The sequence below is a fragment of the Chryseobacterium arachidis genome (assembly GCF_900129245.1).
GTDB classification, from domain to species: Bacteria; Bacteroidota; Bacteroidia; order Flavobacteriales; family Weeksellaceae; genus Chryseobacterium; species Chryseobacterium arachidis.
The window spans coordinates 219,542-238,422 of the sequence record NZ_FQUT01000003.1 but is presented as its reverse complement, the minus strand read 5'-3'; the positions used below and the strand labels follow the sequence as shown (position 1 = coordinate 238,422).

The window sequence follows — 18,881 nt, the reverse complement described above, 5'->3', positions numbered from 1 at the left end:
TTGTTTAAAAAGCAAAATAATAACCCATGAAAAACATAAACATTCCCAATCCCTGCTCAGAAAACTGGGAACTGATGTCTTCTCAGGAAGAAGGGAGATTCTGTTCTGTATGCAGCAAATGCGTGATTGATTTTACTCAAAAACAACCACAAGAAATTCAGCAAATTTTTGATGAAAAGAAAGATGAGAAAATCTGCGGAAGATTTTATGATCATCAATTAAATAAAGCCGATGAATCTGAAAAATTAAAAACTCAGTTTTTTAAATATATTCCTTCTTTTTTTCAAAACAACAGAATAACGTTAGCTGTTCTTTCTTTGATTTTATTTCTGACAGGCTGTTCCAAACAAAAAGAAGAATCTTGTATGACTACTACAGGAGTTTTGGTTTCGGATATTGAAATAGATACCCTGAAAAATAAAAATTATGTAATAGGTGAACCTTTAGCAGTTGAAAATGATTCTGTTGCTAAAATTCATAAGAAAGATAGTATCGTAGTAAAAAATAAATCTTCAAAAAAATAACCGTTTCGAAATTGGAAAGGTTTTTTTGTTTAAATTTTAAATCATTCATTTTAAAATCTTAATTTTACGGCAATTGAGTTTTTAAAATGAAAATATACCTTTACTTTTTTCTTTTTTTATTTCTTAATTGTCAATCTCAAATTGCCGGCAACAATGCTGCGCTTCAGAAAAAAGAAATCCAGTTTGAAGATCAATACCATTATCCTTTTACTTTAACGAAGAAAAGTTTCCTTATCATTAGTTCTCAGGACAAAATGGATGAGGTTTTTACACGTATTCATAAAAATAACACAGGAAACCGGTTTTCTCCGATTCCTGCAGTGGTGGAAAATGAAACGTATATTATCATCAAGCCATTATTAAAGAATTCTAATGATATTTTAATTGATACAATACATTTAGATAAAAATATACTTTACGTAAAAATCTCAGAATTTGACAATCCTGATCTCAGTAAAACTAACAGAACTTCACCGAATATTTTATTAAAATTAAATGGAAATATAACTTTTAATAAAGTCATCATTAAATATTAATATGTAAAATTAAAAACATGAAAACTAAAACATTAATCGTCTCGTGCCTGTTGATCGCAGCACAGGGTTTTGGCCAGAATTACTGGTCGAAGCTGAAGGATAACAAAGTAAGCAGGGAAAATCTCAATCCGAGATGGACTACTCCCAACAATTTTTCTTTGTATCAGCTGGATCTGGATCATATTAAGGCGGATCTTAAAAATGCTCCACAACGTTTTTCTAATGATGAAAGCCTTGTGATTAAATTTCCGGATTCTGATGGGAATATAAGAGATTATATTGTTCAGGAAGCTTCTATTATGGAGCCGGAGCTGCAGGCAAAATTCCCCGAAATCCGAACGTATACAGGCTGGCAAAAAAGGCACCCAGAAAATACGATTCGTTTCAGCGTAACGCCGTCAACCGGAATTAGTGTCATGTATTTTGATAATTGGGAGATCAGCTATCTCGACAGTTATGCAAAAGATAATTCGGCTTTTATTTTATACAAAAGAAAAGATTTACCTAAAAATGATAGGCTTTTCGAATGTCATGTTGAAGACAAGTTGGATAATTTAAAGAATAACGGTTCCGCCAACAAAGCACCTTTAGTTTCTGACGGACAGTTCAGAAGATATCGTTTAGCGGTTGCAGCTACTGGAGAATACACCGCTTTTCACGGTGGAAGCATACCTTTGGCGATGGCTGCCATCGTAACCACTATGAACAGGGTAAACGGAGTGTACGAAAAAACAATTTCCACTACCATGACATTAGTTGCCAATAACAGTTCTATCGTCTACACCAATGCAGCTACAGATCCTTTTACCAATGGAGCTCCTGGAACGATGATCGATGAAAATCAAAGCAATACCAATACTGTTATTGGTTCTGCGAATTATGATATAGGACATGTTTTTGGAACAAATAGTGGCGGATTGGCTGGCTTAGGGGTAGTTTGTGTTGCCAATAACAAAGCAAGAGGAGTTACAGGCTCCGGAGCACCTATTAATGATCCTTTTGATATAGATTATGTTGCACACGAAATGGGGCATCAGTTCGGGGCAAATCATACCTTCAGAGCGGCAACTTCTAATTGTAGCGGTAATTTCAACAACAGTACGGCTTATGAGCCGGGAAGCGGAAGTACCATTATGGCGTATGCAGGAATCTGCGGAACGGCAAATAATGTTCAGAATAACAGTGATGCGTATTTCCATGCGGCCAGTGTAATAGAAATGTATAATGTTCTGCAGAGAGCAACAGATTGTTCTTCTAAAATATCCAATAACAACGGAGTTCCGACTGCTGATGCGGGAGCAGATTATACAATTCCCAAAGGGACGGCTTTCGTTCTTACGGGAACGGGAACAGATCCAAATGGAGATCCCCTAACGTATTTATGGGAGCAATATAATAATACAAACAATACACAACCTCCGGTTTCAACAGCAACAGCCGGTCCGGTTTATCGTTCTTTAACACCAACGGCTTCACCTTCGAGATATTTTCCGGTGCTGAGTTCTGTGGTAGCTAATAATCTTGTTCCTAAATGGGAAGTGACGCCAAGTGTTGCCAGAACTTTGAATTTCTCCCTTTTGGTTAATGATAACAGGGCAACAGGAAATCAGGCAGCAAGAGATGCAATGGTAGTGACAGTTACCAATGACGGGCCTTTCACTGTTACTTCACAATCCACTGGCGGAACTTCTGTGAACGGAAATTCTACAATCCCTGTAACCTGGAATGTGGCAGGAACCAATACAGGAGCAATTAATACACAGAATGTAACGATTTTGCTTTCTAAAGATGGAGGAGCTACATTTAACACGGTTTTGGCAGCAAGCGTCCCAAACAATGGCTCGGCTAATGTTACGCTTCCTAATGAAAATATTTCGGCTGCAAGAATTATGGTGAAAGCTTTAGGAAATATTTATTATGCGTTGAACTCGGCTAATTTCTCTGTGAGTCAGGTGGTATTGGCAACGGCAGAAGCAGATGTAAAAAGCTTCTCGATCTATCCGAACCCTTCACACGATGTGGTAAATATTTCGTTGAAAAATACTTCTCAAAAAGCAAATTATACGTTATTTGATGCTTCAGGAAGATTGCTTAAAAACGGAAATTTTAAAGGTGAAACTCAGGTCAGAGTAAATGATTTAATGAACGGAAATTATTTGATTTCAATCGTTTTGGATAATGGAACAAAAATGACTGAAAAATTAATCATCAGCAAATAATTATTAATTAATACCCATTGTACATTTTGCGAAATTTTGGTATTAAATCCATCAGTTTGAGTGTTTTTTCGTAACAAAGTGAAGAAAAATGTATCGAGAACAAAATGATCTTCAATATTACAAACTTTTCGATACGATTTTCTTCAAAATCTATCGGAGTGACGAAAAACAAATCAAAATGCACAATGGGTGATTGAATATAAACAGGAAAGCAGCTTTTTGAAGGCTGCTTTTTTTATTAATGATTAATACGTTTGTTATTTATTGATTATCCAACGTCGTCACTGCGAGTAAATTTCTGAAAAAAATATATTGAGAATGTTTTTCTTTGATTTAATTAATCATGATTTTCATTAATCAAACTTTCTCCTCCGGTAATGCTGATGCTTGTAGGTGTTACCAGTTGGATATTGTCTGCATCGAGTCTTTGTTTAATTTTCAGATACGCTTCACTTTTTAGCTGAGTCATATTAGCGCCTACTTTCATCCAGAATTTTGTCTGCAAATTGAAGACTCCCTGCTTAAGATCCGTGAAAATTACTTCTGCAGCATCCAACCTGTCTACATCTTGCAATCCTTTAATGACATCCATGATTCCTTTCTGTGCTTTTGTAACATCTTCATCAGCAGGGATTTCAAAATTTAAAATAATTCTTCGCTGAGGCGACGCCGTAATATTTGAGAATGGAGCATTAAAGATAACTTGGTTGGGAATGTATACTTTTTTGCCGTCATCCGTAATGATTTTAGTAGTTAAAAATCCTATTTCAGAAACAGTACCGGAATTGGTTCCAATACTTATATAATCTCCAATTTTAAAGGCTTTATCAATCCCAATCAACATTCCCGAAAATATACTTGATACAAGGTCCTTTAAAGCAACCCCGGCAATAACCCCCGCCACTCCTAAACTTCCTATAAACTTCCAAAGGAAATTGCTGAAGCCCATAATTTCGAGTGCAATGAAAGTTCCCATCACCATAATCAAAAACCTGAAGACACTGATGAGTGTTACCAGAGAACTTTCTTTTTTGCTTTTAGGAAATAATTTATGAAAGATTTTTACCGCAAACTGACTTAGATACTTACTTGTAATCAGGAAAAAAGAAAAAACCAATATCCCGACAACTAATTTGGGGGTAAGCTCTGCAAATTTTAAATACCAGTTTTCTAAGACTTTATAAACAACATCAATATAACCTAGACCATTTTTCTCCATAGAGGAAATTATTTTTTAATTAAAGATATAATTTTTCAACAAAAATTTTGCCAGTTTCAAAAACTCTACTAAATTTGTAGACTAATAAGAACAAAATATTATGTCAATTAAACTAGGAGACACCGCACCCGATTTTCAGGCAGAAACTTCTGTCGGTGATATTAATTTTTATGAATATTTAGGAGATTCCTGGGGGATTTTGTTTTCGCATCCTGCAGATTATACTCCGGTTTGTACTACAGAATTAGGATACACTTCAAAACTGAAGGAGGAATTTGAGAAGAGAGGAACGAAAGTCATTGCTTTGAGTGTGGATGGAGTAGAAGATCATCAAAACTGGATTAAAGATATTAATGAAACCCAGAATACCGAAGTGCAGTTTCCTATCATTGCGGATAAAGACAGAAAAATTTCCGAGCTGTATGATTTTATTCACCCTAATGCTTCTGCAACCGCTACTGTCCGTTCTTTATTAATTATTGATCCGGCGAAAAAGGTGAGATTAATTATTACTTATCCTGCTTCTACGGGAAGAAATTTCAATGAAATTCTCCGTGTGCTGGATTCTCTGCAGTTGGTTGATTCCCATAAAATTGCAACACCGGTCAATTGGAAACACGGAGATGATGTGATTGTTCCGCCTACAATCTCTACGGAAGATGCCAGAAATGTTTTCCCGAAAGGAGTGACTGAAATAAAGCCGTATTTAAGATATACGCCCCAACCGAATACATGATTTATTTATTTGATTTTTTATAGTTTAGTTTTAATTTGTACGAAAATCGCCGGAATAAAAATTCCGGCGATTTCATTTGTAAATGTATATGTGAATGTGAAGTGATTGGCTATTTTACATCATTAGCGATATCTTTTGCTTTCGACGTTGGAAGATAAATACTGAAGCCTAAATTAAACGAGATATTAGAATTTAAACCTTCACTACCGAAACCGGCTCTCCCTCTGTATTTTACTAAACCTTCAAGACCGATATTCGGTGTGATGAAGTATGAATATCCCGGACCAACTCCGAAATCAAAACCTGTGGTAGAGTCTGCATTTTCTACTGATCTCCCTCCGATTCCGGCGTTTCCTTCAAGGAACCAACGCCCGTGATTTAGCAAGTTATCCACTCCTTTTTCTCCCGGAGAAAGATAATAACGCCCTAAAGCTCCAACTCCATAAGTAAATTCTGTGGGACTGCCGTTTGTTACTTTATTGAATCCTAAATCAACATATCCACCGACTGCAAGATTGTCCTCAATAAAATATGCTCCTTTAGGCTGTAATGCTATATTATAACCGCCACCGGTATTTAATCCGAAATTACTTGATATTAAACTACTACCAACTAACCAGTTGCCTTTTTGAATTTGCGCATTCATAGAAGTAGCTAAACCCGCCACTGCTAATATCCCTGTAAAAATTAGCTTTTTCATAATTTATTATTTTAATATTGTGATGTGTATTATTTGTGATTTCAGAAAATCAATAAATGTGCCAAATAATCCTTGTTTAGTGAATTTATGGGAAATTCTCGCCCAAAACTGAAAGATTTTTTAAAAAGATTCCACATCCTCTATTAAAATAATTGTGTTTTAAACAAACAGCAGAATTATCGATACAATAAGCCCTGCGATGGTAAAAGCCATCCCGCGTTTGAAAGCTTTTGTCTTCGGATTGAACATCCAGAAACTGGAGATCACGAAGAAAAATAATGCAACACCAAAAAAAGTGTTTAAAGGGGAAAGTGTATCTTTGGATTGTGCTTTATGAAGTTTTGTCATTTTATCCAAAACGAATGGCAATTCTTTTTTAGAATATTTTGCCTGTCCTGTGGCTGAATCATAAGTTCCCTGCTTGAATTTCAAAATGGTTCCTTCTGTTTTTTCAACTTCAAAATTTTTAATTTTCAGCTCTTTGCCTAATGCTTTTTCATCAAGGTTTTTATCGATTACTTTATCATAATTTTTTTCCTTTTTCAGAAAATCTGTATCTCTGTATACCAATAAAATGCCGCTTAATGCATAAACAGCCATGATTCCCGCCAAAAAATATCCTAGATAACGGTGAGTGATTCTCATGAAACTTCTCGTGTCCTTAATTTTGTCCATATCTTATCGTTTGTTTTTTTTAAAGTTCAAAAGTGGAAACTGCAAAAATGCAATTCCCACTTTACTTGAAGAAATTATTAATAATTATTGTTTTAAAGTTTATACGTCAAGGTGAAATAGTAATTTCTCGGTGTAATGGGATTAACAGAATAGTTTTCGTGAACATTGTAGTTTACTGTATCGAATAAGTTTCCAACTCGACCTTGGATTGAGAATTTATTCCATTCATAACCAGCTGATAGTGAAACTGTAGTATAATCCTTTAAATCAAACATTCTTGTTACATTATTTCTACTTGTATTGGTAGATTTTGTGTCATTCCATCCTGCGATTCTATCCCCAATGTAATAAATCCCAGCTCCAATTTTTAAGCCTTTTACATAGTTTGTAAATTTATAGAAAACCGACACATTAGCTGTTGTAGCTGGAGTTCTTACTAATCTTTGTTTTTCAACATATCCTTTCTCCGGAGTATTCAGATAAACAGAATTATTGTAAGAGAAACCTCCGATAATTGATAAATTTTCGGTTGGATTTCCTGTAATATCCAATTCCACACCACGACTTCTCATATCTCCTGCAAATTCCTTAAGATTAGTATCCGTTGAATTTGTTGGTGCTGCATTAGGAGTAGTTGCAGAAATAAACCAATAGGTCTGATAATAGTTATTATACATAATCTGGTAGGCCGTTAAATTAACAGCTAAAGCGTTATTCCAGAAATTCTTTTTGACACCAACTTCATATTGGTCAACAGTTGATGGCTTTATACTCTGTCTTGATAAATTCGCTAACTGATTTTGAATTTGTGCCGCAGATTGATTGGTATTTACTGTACCGAATTGGTCGGAAGTATATCCCGCATTTGCAGCGAATGAGTTTGTATAGGTTGCAAACACCGATAGATTTTCATTTGGAGCATAGACTAAGCCTACCTTTGGAGAAAATGCATTATCAGAAGTTGATGAATTGGCTACTGGAATTTTATCATTTGATGCAAAGCGAGTTGTCAATGTCGGCATGTTTTCAATATAAGACCATCTTAGGCCTGCGATAACTTTAAGTTCTTTTGTAAGACTGATAAAATCTTGAGCATATATCCCAATTCTTCTTGTATTGATTCTGTTTTTCGTAGCAAGAGTGGAATTTGGCATATCTACATTTCCCCAAGTTGATGGATTGTCAAGATATAAAAGATTCGTAGGTGCGCTTATTGTATAAGCATACGCATCTGCCTGACTATAGTCTGCATCAGAGCCGATCAATACTTTATGGTTGATCTTTCCGGTATTGAATTCTCCGTTTAAGTTTAATTGAGCAGAAGTATAGTTTTGTTCATTGTAAGTTTTGCCAAAAGGTCTTTTCCAAGATAATCTGTTAGGATCTACAGTTGGATCTTTAGTGTCATATATCCATTGTACTCTTTCTGAAGAAAAATAATCTTTAGTATAATTCTGATAAGATGCAGTAGTGTTCAAAGACCATCTTTCATTAAACTGATGATTGAAAGTAACATTCGCAGAAGCTTGCTGCACATTTTGATATTGCCAGTCTGTTCCGAAGAAAACATTTCTGGACACCATATCGTTTAATCTGTAGCTTTGATCTTTTTCAGTAATAGATCCGATTCCGAAATCTGGGGTAAAATTATTTTTAAGATAATCTGCTTCTACAATTAATTGAGACTTATCACTTAAATTAAATAAAAATGAAGGGTTGAAATAATATTTTTCAGACTCCACAACATCTCTGAAGCTCTCTGCATGTTCATATGTTCCGTTTACTCTGAAGGCAATATTTTTAGACAACGGCCCGTAGATATCAACCATTGGCTTATAAGAGTTCCAGCTTCCTGCATTCATTCCCACGCTACCTCCAAAATTAAATTTAGGCTTTTTGGTAATCATATTGATAACGCCACCTGCAGCTGTATTTCCGTAAAGCATAGCATTTGCTCCTTTCAGAACTTCAACTCTTTCTAAACCGCTAACCTCAGGAAAAACTCCGCTGTTGATTCTGGAGCCGTTCTTGAAAATATTGTCATTTCCCAAAATGAAACCACGTCCACCGAAACTATCCTGAGAATTTCCTCTTGAGGAGGTCACATAAATACCGTTTACATTCTGAAGAACATCACTCAGCTGTTTTGCCTGTTGTTGCTCGATAATTTCATGCGAAACGATAGCAATGGGCTGTGGTGTTTCCATTACCGTCAAATTCGATTTAATTGACATGGCTTTGGCTTTATTGGGATTGCCCGTCTTGTGAAGGTTGACATCTTCAATACTTTGAACTTTAACAGTATCAGCTTCAATATTCTTCATTTGTGCACCTAAGGACACTGCTGCGAATAGAAGTCCTAGGGTTACTAGCTGTTTTTTCATTTTTACGCTTATTATTTAGAGTGGTTTTAAATAAAGTGCAAAAGTATATTATTATTTAGAATTAATAAAAATTACAGAGTGATATTTATCATTTATTAATGATTTTTTAATTATATGATTAAATCTTTGAATGGGTATTTTGTAATTTTTATAAATATATTTGTTCAAAATAAATTTATGCAATTGGTAAAAGTAGGACTTTGTGCATTTGGAATGAGCGGAAAAGTTTTTCATGCTCCATTTTTAAAAGAGCATCCTGGATTTTTTATTTCCGCGATTGTTGAAAGAACGAAGCAAGAATCTAAAGAACAATATTCTGATGCCACCATTTATCGCTCAGTAGGGGAAATGCTGGAGCAGGCTGATATTGATCTGGTTGTTGTGAATACTCCGGTTCAGACCCATTTTGAATATACAAAAATGGCATTGGAAGCCGGAAAAAATGTTGTTGTGGAAAAACCTTTCACTGTAAACGTTACCGAAGCGGAAGAATTGGTAAGATTGGCAGAGGAAAAAGGTTTATTTGTAAGTGTTTATCAAAACAGAAGGTTCGACCGCGATTATCTTCAGGTTCAGAAAATTATAAGTGAAGGTCAATTAGGAAATATTAAAGAGGCGGAGATCCGTTTCGACAGATTCCGTACTACTGCAAGCGGAAAAGCACATAAGGAAAATCCTGAAGCCGTTGGATCGGGCTCACTTCACGATTTAGGTTCGCATCTGGTAGATCAGGCGGTGCAGTATTTTGGTTTTCCTGAAAAATTGTTTGCCGATGTGTTTTCAATGAAAGGAAATGAGTTTGCCAATGATTATTTTGAAATTATTTTATTTTATCAAAATGATTTGAGAGTAAGGCTAAAATCTTCGGTCTTCACCAAAGAAGCACATTATGCGTACGCTGTTCACGGAGATAAAGGAAGCTTTTTACAGGAAAGATCGGATGATCAGGAAAACGAACTGGTTGCCGGAGCGATCCCGACTTATGGAGAAGACTGGACTCAGCCTTTAAAAGAAGCCGACGGAATTTTAAATTATATCAATGAAAACTCGGAAACGAAAAGAATGTTTACCTCAAGCGAACCGGGAAATTATATGAATTATTATCAGCAGATCTACGAATTTATCGTTTTCGGATATGCATTGCCTTCCCCGGCGGAAGAGGTGATTAAAAATATGAAAATCATCGATGCAGCCTGGGAAAGTTCTCAAAAAGGACAAATTATCACTCTGTAAATAAGTGGCAGGGTAGGAGTGTTTGAGATTGAGCGTGTGAACATAATATCTCTACATCCTCAAGCACTCTCACTCTCAAACACTAATATTCTCAAACTCTCACGCCTTCCAACCCAACTCAACTAAGCTTCTCCTAAAATCTCCTGCAGTTCCAGCCATCTCAACTCATGGTTTTCAAGCTTTTCGGAAATGCTTTCTAAATCTGCAGATAATTTTGAAATTTTTTCATAATCCGCTTCATTATTAAGCTGGTCGAGAATTTTGGCTCTTTGTTCTTCAAATTCAGGCATTTCTTTTTCGATGATTTCGAGCTCTCTTTGTTCTTTAAAGGAAAGCTTTTTCTTTTTTGGTGAAGCTTGAGAAGTATTTACAACGGGAGCTATTTCTTTTACAGGCTCAGTTTTTTGATTTGACGATTTTTCCAAAGACTCTTCACGGCTTTTTGCTTCACGGTATTCTGAGAAGTTTCCAACAAAATCCCTGATTTTTCCTTCGCCTTCAAAAGCCAGAACATGATCCACAATTCTGTCCATAAAATATCTGTCGTGGGAAACTATAATCAGTGAGCCCTGGAATTGCTGTAAAAAATTTTCAAGAACCGTCAAAGTTGGAAGATCCAGATCGTTGGTGGGTTCATCAAAAATCAAAAAGTTTGGATTTTGATATAAGATATACATTAAATGCAGTCTTCTTTTTTCGCCACCCGAAAGCTTGGAAATAGGAGAGTATTGCGTTTGATCATCAAACAAGAATAATCTTAAAAACTGCGATGCAGAAAGACTTTTACCGTTGGCTAAAGGATAGTATTCCGCAACTTCCTTAATGAAATCAATAACTCTTTCATCTTCTTTATAGGTTAATCCTTTTTGTGAAAAATAACCGAAATGAATCGTTTCTCCCGTTTCAATTTCTCCTTTATCAGCCTTTTCGAATCCCTGAATAATATTTAACAGAGTAGATTTTCCGGCTCCGTTTTTTCCTACAATTCCTACTTTTTCGCCTCTCTGGAACTGATAGCTGAAATCTTTCAATAACACTTTACTTCCGAAACTTTTATCAATGCCATGAAGTTCAAGAATTTTGCTTCCCAGTCTTTTCATTTCAAAATCAAGTTCCAAACCTTGTTTTCGTGTATCTGTTTTGGCTACTTTTTCAGTTTCGTAGAAAGCATCGATCCTAGATTTAGATTTTGTCGTTCTGGCTTTCGGCTGTCTTCGCATCCATTCCAGCTCCTTTCTATAAAGGTTATTGGCTTTGTCGATGGTTGCGTTCATATTGTCCTCACGGATCATTTTATTTTCAAGGTATGTCGCATATGAACCGTTGTGTACGTACAGATTTTTATCCTCCATTTCCCAGATCGTTTCACAAACACTGTCCAGAAAGTACCTGTCGTGGGTCACAAGAAGTAAAGTGATTTTTGCTTTGCTTAAATAATTTTCAAGCCATTCCACCATTTCCACATCCAGGTGGTTGGTAGGCTCATCCATAATTAACAGGGTGTGGCGGTGTTCCGCTCTGGTTTCAGTAAGTAATTTTGCCAATGCCACACGCTTAATCTGCCCTCCCGAAAGCGTTCCCATTTTTGCCTCCAGATCTGTAATTTTAAGCTGAGAGAGAATCTGTTTCATTTCGTTCTCCAGATCCCAGGCTTTGTGCGCTTCCATTTCCAGTAATGCTTTTTCGATAAAATCATTATCTGTGGAATGAAGCGATTTGTGATAGTTTTTTAAAGCTTTGATCGGCGCAGAATCCAAGGTCATCATGAATTCGTCAATTGTAAGATTCGAATCAAAATCAATCTCCTGGTCAAATAAAACTACTTGAATATCTTTGTTGATGATTACTGTTCCGCTGTCCGCAATTTCTTTTCCCATCAGAATTTTCAGGAGGGTAGATTTTCCGCTTCCGTTTTTGGCAACAATAGCAATTTTATCCCCTTCGTTTACATGGCAGGTAATATTTTGGAACAGAACCTTGATGCCGTAAGATTTGGTAAGGTTTTCAACAGAAACGTAATTCATTGGAATGTTTGGGTTTGATTTAAATACTTAAACTGAGCCGCAAAAGTACAAAAATGTAATAAGATAAAATCAGGGTACGCATCTCTTCAATTCCAATGGCGGATAATCTTTTGTGGTGGAAATTAATAACGGTTTGGTGAATTTTTTAATTTATTATTTGTTAAATAGCTTTTTGTTTGGTTTATTTTAGTTAAAATTAAATTTAATTTGCGTTTTATTTATTTTTGTATTGATTTTTGATGTAGATTTATTATAGATAATTTAAAAATTAAAACTATGGCAGAAATCAACTCTTGGGCTATTTTCGTGGCCGCACTTGTCCCTTTAATCATGGGATTTATATGGTATCATCCCAAATTGTTTGGAAAAGCATGGATGGAAGAGGTGGGATTAACAGAAGAGAAAATGAAAGGCTCTATGGCCGGTGTTTTTGTTTTTTCTGTGATTTTGTCTGGATTAATGGCGCTTTTTATTGAGTTTGTCACAATACATCAATTTGGTGCTCTCGGAATGGTGGGCGGTGACGAAATGAATGCCAATCCGTCGTATCATGCATTTATGAAAGACTATGGAATGGCATACCGGTCGTTTGGTCATGGTGCTTTGCATGCTTTTATGGCAGGATTTTTATTTGTTTTTCCGATGATTGCCATTAATGCCATGTTCGAAAGAAAATCGTGGAAATATACGATGATTAATACCGGATATTGGGTTATCACCATTACCATTATGGGGGGAATTATCTGCGGTTGGTACGCAGTGGACGGTTTTCATTGGGTGACACAAAAATAATTTGAACACATTAAAAGATAAGGCCACTTTTGCGTAGCCTTTTTTATGTCATATACTTTAAAAATTTACAGCAAAACTTCCGATTTACCTGAAAGTTGGAATACAATTGTCGGGAATCATAATATTATGCTTTCCAAAGAATATTTTTATGTTCTTGAAACTTCCGGACCCAGAAATATGGAATGCTTTTTTGTTGGATTTTTTATGAACGAAGAATTAATAGGCGGCGCATTATTTCAATATCTGAGTTTTATCCGGCATAAAACTTTTCAGAAGAACGAGGTTTGGTGCAATGTGAGAAATTTTACCGCAAGGCAGTTCAGTAAAGATGTGATGATTTTGGGAAACAATATGCTGACAGGGCAAAACGGTTTTTATTTTGATGCTTCCAAAATTACAGTTGAAAAAGTGATTCCGCTTTTGGATGAGGCTGTCATCAAAATGCAAAAAGAGATCAGGAAAACGTCGTTGGTTATTTATAAAGATTATCAGTCGAATTTCGTTCAGTTTTTTCAGGATAAAAAGCATAAATCTTATTTCAGGTTTTCTGTTCAGCCGACCATGATGCTGAAACTGAGGGATAATTGGAAAACTTTCGAAGATTATCTGAATGATTTTTCCACAAAATACAGAAGCCGGGTCAAATCTGCCAGAAAAAGGCTGACTGAAGTTAAAAAGCATGAATTAGATCTAGATGAAATAAAAAAACATCAGCAAGAAATAAATTTCCTTTATCAGAATGTTGCTGAAAATGCTCCTTTCAACACCTTCTTTTTAGCAGAAAATCATTTTGAGAACATGAAGGAAAATCTGAGAGAAAAGTTTAAAGTCTTCGGATATTTTTCAGAAGAAAAATTAGTAGGTTTTTATACTTTAATTTTAAATAATGAAGATATTGATACTTATTTCTTGGGCTACAACAAAGAGATTCAGAAAGAAAAGCAATTGTATCTTAACATGCTGTTGGATATGGTAGGGTTTTCAATAGATCACCGGTTTAAGAGAGTTATTTTCGGAAGAACGGCATTAGAAATAAAATCAACAATCGGAGCTGAACCTGTAGAAATATTCGGATTGATAAAGCATAACAATTTCCTTTTAAATCAATTCATAGAAAAGATTTTTACATCGGTGACTCCCAAAACAGAATGGATTCAAAGGAAGCCATTTAAGTAATTATTTCCCAATAAATATCGCAGTTTAACCATGTTTTACATTAATTTTAACTAAATCAGATTTAATTTTAATATCATGTTATGATTGTTTGTGGTTTAAAAATTTGATTTTTGCTGCAAACTTTTTACTATGAAAAAAATCAATATTTTATTTCTTTTATTTTCTGCTTTTTATTTCAATGCACAGGTCGTTTCCGGAACCGTTGTTTCCAGAGACGAAAAAATACCGATTCCTTATGTGAAAATTGGAGTCGAAAAAGAATCTGTTGGAGCAATTTCAGATGAAAAAGGAATTTTTTCCATTGATCTTTCAAAGGCAAATACATCGCATAAAGTGAAAATTGATGTGGCAGGCTATGAAAGTTTTTCCCAAGGTATTAAAGATTTCATTAAAGAAAACCCTCAAAAAATTATTTTAACTGAAAAGGTAAGGGATATTAAGGAAGTTAAATTGGCACCGAAAAAGTTAGTTGATAAAAACTGGGGTGTTAATACAAAAACGAAAAGCGTGACGTATTCTGTAAATCCTGATTTTAATAACTCTAATTTTCTAGGAGAAACAGCCTTAGAATTTAATGCGAGTAAAAGGTCTAAAATTAAAAACATCAACCTGAATATTTCAAAATATACCTCCAACCAGCCGGTAATGATGCGTTACAGTATTTATTCGGAAAAAAATGGGATGCCGGATAAAAATATTCTGGAAGAAGAAATTACGGTTGAACTGACTGAGGATATGATTAAAGACGGTACTTTTACATTGGATGTTAATGACAGAAATATCTGGGTTCAGGGCAAGTTTTTCATCGGAATACAATTTCTGAAAAGATTTGAAGGAAGAATAAATATCAGTGCTGCATTATTCAGAACAGGTTATATCCGAGAGTTTTATGGGGATTGGATGAAAATGTCGATTGCGGCACCGGCAATAAATATAGATGTAAAAGTGGATAAAAACGGGAAAAATATCAAAGACGAAATGAAAGAAAACAGTGATAAAGCTTCCATGTTGTTTCCGGATTTAAGTCAGTATAATATAGAATCGGAAAATTCTATTTACGGTAAAAATGATGCTGTCGGAAAAATGGTAAAATTGAATGATGCAGAGTTGTATTATGAAATCTATGGTGAGGGAGAACCGTTAGTTTTGCTTCACGGAAACGGCGGAAGTATTAAAGAATTTTACAAACAGATTCCTGAACTTTCAAAAAAATTCAAAGTCATTGCCATCGATACAAGAGCTCAGGGAAAAAGCAAGGATTTTACCAATAAAGATCTGAATTATAAGATTTTTACCGATGATCTGAAAAATCTGATGGATCATTTAAATATATCAAAAACTCATATTTTAGGCTGGAGCGACGGCGGAAATTCGGGACTGGAATTTGCCTTGAAATATCCCCAAAATATAAATAAGTTAATCGTAATCGGAGCCAATGTCTTTCCGGAGGGTTTGGATGAAGATCTATTAAAGGAATTTAAGGGTAAATTCAGGATGATGCAGCTTGCCAATCAGCCGGAGAATGAAAATGAAAAAAGACTGTTGAATTTGATGTTAAAAGAACCCAATATCAATAAAAAGTCTTTACATACAATACAAACCCCTGTTTTAGTCCTTGCTGGGGAAAAAGATGTTATTAAAAGAGATCATACCGAAATGATTGCCAAAGAAATCCCCAACGCAAAATTGAAAATTTATCCTAAAGCTTCCCATTATCTTCCTTTCGAAATTGCGGACGAACTGAACAAAGATGTGATTGATTTTCTGAAAAACTAATTTATAGTCAGCATTTTTAAAGACCATAAGCTGCCATTGTAGATATCCAGGTCTACTTTGGTATTTATTCCGTGAACGATTCCGTTTTCTGTAAACTGCCAGAAATCCCAGCTGTCATCCGGAGAAGGAGTGGGGACATCGTTATAATTGGCCAGCCATAAAGGATATCCTTCAAATTCGCCTTTCAGAAAATCTTTGTAATAATGATAATAAGTGTAAATAATAGGTTTTTCCCCATAGGTTTCCTCCACGATTTTGCACCAGACTTTCAGATCTTCAAGGAGTTTTTTATTTGTCTTGCGTTTCGGGATTTTTTCAATATCCAGAATAGGCGGAAGATCTCCGCTTTCCAGCTTTACATTCTCAAGAAAATTATTCGCCTGAATCACCGGGTCTTCATCTGCGCGGTAAAAATGATAGGCCCCACGGATCAGGTTTTGCTTTTTCGCCTGCTCCCAAAAATCATCAAAATGTTTATCGGCATTCCGGTTTCCCATTGTGGCACGCATCACAACAAATTCCAGCGGAATGGTTTTGTTTCCGATGGTTAAACTGTCCCATTTTATGTCTTCTTTATTTTGATAATGAGAAATGTCAAATCCATAGGTTTTATCCAGATTATTGGACAGTATTTTCTGGATTCTCAAGGTTTCGGTTTCGTTGTTATGAAGCTTTTTATGTGTGAATTTATTAAAGTATAAAGCGTAATAGTAACTTATTGATTGCTTTAGGTATAACCCCGTTCCGATTAATGCAATAAGCAAAATTACGAGAACCACTTTACGGCGGAAAAAATAATTCTTTCGGCGGGTTTTATGGATCTTTTTGGCGGTTTTTTTGCTGTACATCGTTTGTGAATAAAGTTTTACAAAACTAACTTTTTTCACTTCTAAATGCTAAATAAAATCAGTAAATTTGTGTACTATGGAAACACGCGAAAAAGTCATCATCATAGGAGGAGGTTTTGCGGGGCTGCAACTTGCGAAAACATTGAACAACAAGAACAAAAAAGTCATTGTTCTGGATCGGGTCAATCATCACATGTTTCAGCCGCTTTTCTATCAGGTGGCGTGCGGAAGGATAGAACCGTCCAATATTTCTTTTCCCTTCAGAAAGATCTTTCAGCGTTCCAGAAATACACAGTTCCGTTTAACGGAAGTGAAGGAAATTGATACCCTTAACAATAAGGTGATTACCGACGAAGCAGAATTCAGTTACGACAAACTGGTGATTGCAACAGGCTGCAAAACTAATTTTTTCGGGAATAAGGACCTTGAAGGTAAAGCTTTCGGAATGAAAAATACTCAGGAAGCCATCAGCATCAGAAATCATGTGTTGATGACTTTTGAAAAATTGATCATTGAGAAAAGCCGAAGCGACGACGGAAACTGGAATATTGTAATCGTTGGAAGTGGGCCTACCGGTGTGGAATTGGCAGGCGCTTTCGCAGAAATGAAAAAGGAAATCCTTCCGAGAGATTACCCTTACATGAATTTTGATCATCTTCAGATTATTTTGATCAGTTCCACAGAGAAGCCGCTTGCTGTGATGAGCTCTGAAGCACAGGAAAAATCCGAAAAATATCTGAAAGACCTGGGAGTAACTTTCCTCAGTCAAGAATACGTGACGGATTATGACGGCGATAAAGTTTTCATGAAAAGCGGAAAAACCATTGCTTCCAATAACGTAATCTGGGCAGCCGGAGTTACAGGCAATGTGGTGGATGGTTTTCCGGCGGAAAATTTAATCAGGAACAGATATATAACAGACAGATACAATAAAATAAAAGGCTACGATAATATTTATGCAATAGGGGATATTGCCTATATGGAAACTCCGAAATATCCTCAGGGGCATCCTCAGGTGGCTAACGTAGCGATTAATCAGGCAAAAAATTTAGGAAGAAATCTTTTAAAGAAAAGCTCTGCAGATTGGGTAGAGTATGAGTACGACGATAAAGGATCATTAGCAACCATCGGAAAACACAGAGCTGTTGTAGACTTACCATTCATTAAATTTCAGGGATTATTCGCCTGGTACTTCTGGATGTTTTTACATTTGATGTTGATTTTGAGTGTAAGAAATAAGCTGGCGGTGTTCTTCAACTGGATGTGGAGTTATTTTAATAAAGATTCTTCTTTAAGATTAATAATTTTGCCGAATAAGAAAAATAAAACAGTACAATGAGAATTGACATTATAAGCGTACTTCCGGAATTGATGGCAAGCCCTTTTCAGACTTCTATTCTGAAGAGAGCAATGGATAAGGGGCTGGCAGAAGTACATTTTCATCATTTGAGAGAGTGGGGACTAAACAAGAAAAAGCAGATTGATGACGAACCTTACGGCGGTGGAGCAGGAATGGTAATGATGGTGGAGCCTTTGGATAATTGTATTTCCGAACTAAAGTCTCAGAGAGAATATGATGAAGTGATTTATCTGACACCGGATGGCGTTACTCTAAATCAAAAAATAGCCAATACACTTTCTATTAAAAACAATCTGATCTTTTTGTGCGGTCACTATAAAGGCATCGATCAGCGTGTGAGAGATCTGCATATTACAAAAGAAATTTCTATTGGAGATTATGTTTTAACGGGTGGTGAATTGGCAGCATGTGTTCTTGCAGATTCGGTAATCCGTCTGCTGCCGGGAGTTTTAAACGACGAACAAAGCGCTTTAACAGACAGCTTTCAGGATGATTTACTATCTCCGCCGATTTATACAAGACCGGAGGTTTACAAAGGTTTGGAGGTGCCTAAAGTACTTTTAAGCGGAAATTTCGGTAAGATTGAGCAGTGGAGACATGACGAAGCCGTAAGAATAACGGCTGAGAAACGTCCTGATTTGCTCTAAAATATTCATCTATTTTTAGGAATTGGAATAAA

Annotated in this window: 16 protein-coding genes; 10 read left to right on the top strand and 6 right to left on the bottom strand. The window is 35.7% G+C overall.

What is annotated here, in order from left to right; translation table 11 throughout:
* The first annotated feature begins 26 nt into the window (after positions 1–26).
* From BUA89_RS07375 to BUA89_RS07365, 3 genes are all read left to right on the top strand, one after another.
* Complete coding sequence (locus tag BUA89_RS07375) at positions 27–524, top strand: hypothetical protein (protein ID WP_072955014.1); 498 nt, start codon at positions 27–29, stop codon at positions 522–524.
* 86 nt (positions 525–610) lie between these two features.
* Positions 611–1,060, top strand: coding sequence for a hypothetical protein (locus BUA89_RS07370; protein WP_072955010.1), 450 nt, complete (start codon positions 611–613; stop codon positions 1,058–1,060).
* A gap of 17 nt (positions 1,061–1,077) precedes the next feature.
* The gene (locus BUA89_RS07365) at positions 1,078–3,279 is read left to right on the top strand and encodes a reprolysin-like metallopeptidase (RefSeq protein WP_072955006.1); all 2,202 of its coding nucleotides are present in this window, start codon (positions 1,078–1,080) and stop codon (positions 3,277–3,279) included.
* Positions 3,280–3,616: 337 nt separating this feature from the next.
* On the opposite strand, the gene BUA89_RS07360 is transcribed toward BUA89_RS07365, so the two are convergent.
* The gene (locus BUA89_RS07360; protein WP_072955003.1) at positions 3,617–4,498 is read right to left on the bottom strand and encodes a mechanosensitive ion channel family protein; all 882 of its coding nucleotides are present in this window, start codon (positions 4,496–4,498) and stop codon (positions 3,617–3,619) included.
* Positions 4,499–4,598: 100 nt separating this feature from the next.
* Between BUA89_RS07360 and BUA89_RS07355 the strand changes: the two genes are divergently transcribed.
* A complete protein-coding gene (locus tag BUA89_RS07355) occupies positions 4,599–5,234 on the top strand; it encodes a peroxiredoxin (RefSeq protein WP_072954999.1) in 636 nt (211 codons plus the stop codon).
* Between the two features lie 109 nt (positions 5,235–5,343).
* Here the strand turns inward: BUA89_RS07355 and BUA89_RS07350 are convergent, their stop codons facing one another.
* The 3 genes from BUA89_RS07350 to BUA89_RS07340 all read right to left on the bottom strand — a co-directional run bounded on the left by BUA89_RS07350 (position 5,344) and on the right by BUA89_RS07340 (position 8,993).
* Positions 5,344–5,934: a hypothetical protein gene (locus BUA89_RS07350; RefSeq protein ID WP_072954996.1), complete on the bottom strand. Its 591-nt coding sequence runs from the start codon at positions 5,932–5,934 to the stop codon at positions 5,344–5,346.
* 159 nt (positions 5,935–6,093) lie between these two features.
* Positions 6,094–6,609, bottom strand: coding sequence for a PepSY domain-containing protein (locus tag BUA89_RS07345; protein ID WP_072954993.1), 516 nt, complete (start codon positions 6,607–6,609; stop codon positions 6,094–6,096).
* Between the two features lie 92 nt (positions 6,610–6,701).
* Entirely contained in the window at positions 6,702–8,993 is a 2,292-nt protein-coding gene (locus tag BUA89_RS07340; protein ID WP_072954990.1) for a TonB-dependent siderophore receptor, read from the bottom strand.
* 177 nt (positions 8,994–9,170) lie between these two features.
* On the opposite strand from BUA89_RS07340, the gene BUA89_RS07335 reads away from it, so the two are divergent.
* The gene (locus BUA89_RS07335; protein WP_072954987.1) at positions 9,171–10,226 is read left to right on the top strand and encodes a Gfo/Idh/MocA family oxidoreductase; all 1,056 of its coding nucleotides are present in this window, start codon (positions 9,171–9,173) and stop codon (positions 10,224–10,226) included.
* A gap of 122 nt (positions 10,227–10,348) precedes the next feature.
* On the opposite strand, the gene BUA89_RS07330 is transcribed toward BUA89_RS07335, so the two are convergent.
* Complete coding sequence (locus BUA89_RS07330) at positions 10,349–12,250, bottom strand: ABC-F family ATP-binding cassette domain-containing protein (RefSeq protein ID WP_072954984.1); 1,902 nt, start codon at positions 12,248–12,250, stop codon at positions 10,349–10,351.
* Between the two features lie 276 nt (positions 12,251–12,526).
* Between BUA89_RS07330 and BUA89_RS07325 the strand changes: the two genes are divergently transcribed.
* From BUA89_RS07325 to BUA89_RS07315, 3 genes are all read left to right on the top strand, one after another.
* On the top strand, positions 12,527–13,042 hold the full coding sequence (locus BUA89_RS07325; protein WP_072954981.1) for a DUF1761 domain-containing protein: 516 nt from the start codon (positions 12,527–12,529) through the stop codon (positions 13,040–13,042).
* 45 nt (positions 13,043–13,087) lie between these two features.
* On the top strand, positions 13,088–14,218 hold the full coding sequence (locus BUA89_RS07320; protein WP_072954977.1) for a peptidogalycan biosysnthesis protein: 1,131 nt from the start codon (positions 13,088–13,090) through the stop codon (positions 14,216–14,218).
* Positions 14,219–14,347: 129 nt separating this feature from the next.
* Positions 14,348–15,994, top strand: coding sequence for an alpha/beta fold hydrolase (locus BUA89_RS07315; protein ID WP_072954974.1), 1,647 nt, complete (start codon positions 14,348–14,350; stop codon positions 15,992–15,994).
* On the opposite strand, the gene BUA89_RS07310 is transcribed toward BUA89_RS07315, so the two are convergent.
* Positions 15,991–16,842, bottom strand: coding sequence for a glycoside hydrolase family 25 protein (locus tag BUA89_RS07310; RefSeq protein ID WP_178362438.1), 852 nt, complete (start codon positions 16,840–16,842; stop codon positions 15,991–15,993). The genes BUA89_RS07315 and BUA89_RS07310 overlap by 4 nt on opposite strands.
* 76 nt (positions 16,843–16,918) lie before the next feature.
* On the opposite strand from BUA89_RS07310, the gene BUA89_RS07305 reads away from it, so the two are divergent.
* Positions 16,919–18,181 carry an NAD(P)/FAD-dependent oxidoreductase gene (locus tag BUA89_RS07305; RefSeq protein ID WP_072954971.1) on the top strand — a complete coding sequence of 421 codons (1,263 nt, stop codon included), beginning with the start codon at positions 16,919–16,921 and terminating at the stop codon, positions 18,179–18,181.
* Positions 18,178–18,849 (top strand): tRNA (guanosine(37)-N1)-methyltransferase TrmD, encoded by a 672-nt coding sequence (gene trmD, locus BUA89_RS07300; protein ID WP_072954968.1) that lies wholly within the window; start codon positions 18,178–18,180, stop codon positions 18,847–18,849. Before BUA89_RS07305 ends, trmD begins: the two co-directional genes overlap by 4 nt.
* Positions 18,850–18,881: the final 32 nt, after the last annotated feature.

Coding starts and splice junctions, on each gene's coding strand:
- BUA89_RS07375 (WP_072955014.1), top strand. CDS start 27: ATGAAAAACATAAACATTCCCAATCCCTGCTCAGAAAACTGGGAACTG.
- BUA89_RS07370 (WP_072955010.1), top strand. CDS start 611: ATGAAAATATACCTTTACTTTTTTCTTTTTTTATTTCTTAATTGTCAA.
- BUA89_RS07365 (WP_072955006.1), top strand. CDS start 1,078: ATGAAAACTAAAACATTAATCGTCTCGTGCCTGTTGATCGCAGCACAG.
- BUA89_RS07360 (WP_072955003.1), bottom strand. CDS start 4,498: ATGGAGAAAAATGGTCTAGGTTATATTGATGTTGTTTATAAAGTCTTA.
- BUA89_RS07355 (WP_072954999.1), top strand. CDS start 4,599: ATGTCAATTAAACTAGGAGACACCGCACCCGATTTTCAGGCAGAAACT.
- BUA89_RS07350 (WP_072954996.1), bottom strand. CDS start 5,934: ATGAAAAAGCTAATTTTTACAGGGATATTAGCAGTGGCGGGTTTAGCT.
- BUA89_RS07345 (WP_072954993.1), bottom strand. CDS start 6,609: ATGGACAAAATTAAGGACACGAGAAGTTTCATGAGAATCACTCACCGT.
- BUA89_RS07340 (WP_072954990.1), bottom strand. CDS start 8,993: ATGAAAAAACAGCTAGTAACCCTAGGACTTCTATTCGCAGCAGTGTCC.
- BUA89_RS07335 (WP_072954987.1), top strand. CDS start 9,171: ATGCAATTGGTAAAAGTAGGACTTTGTGCATTTGGAATGAGCGGAAAA.
- BUA89_RS07330 (WP_072954984.1), bottom strand. CDS start 12,250: ATGAATTACGTTTCTGTTGAAAACCTTACCAAATCTTACGGCATCAAG.
- BUA89_RS07325 (WP_072954981.1), top strand. CDS start 12,527: ATGGCAGAAATCAACTCTTGGGCTATTTTCGTGGCCGCACTTGTCCCT.
- BUA89_RS07320 (WP_072954977.1), top strand. CDS start 13,088: ATGTCATATACTTTAAAAATTTACAGCAAAACTTCCGATTTACCTGAA.
- BUA89_RS07315 (WP_072954974.1), top strand. CDS start 14,348: ATGAAAAAAATCAATATTTTATTTCTTTTATTTTCTGCTTTTTATTTC.
- BUA89_RS07310 (WP_178362438.1), bottom strand. CDS start 16,842: ATGTACAGCAAAAAAACCGCCAAAAAGATCCATAAAACCCGCCGAAAG.
- BUA89_RS07305 (WP_072954971.1), top strand. CDS start 16,919: ATGGAAACACGCGAAAAAGTCATCATCATAGGAGGAGGTTTTGCGGGG.
- trmD (WP_072954968.1), top strand. CDS start 18,178: ATGAGAATTGACATTATAAGCGTACTTCCGGAATTGATGGCAAGCCCT.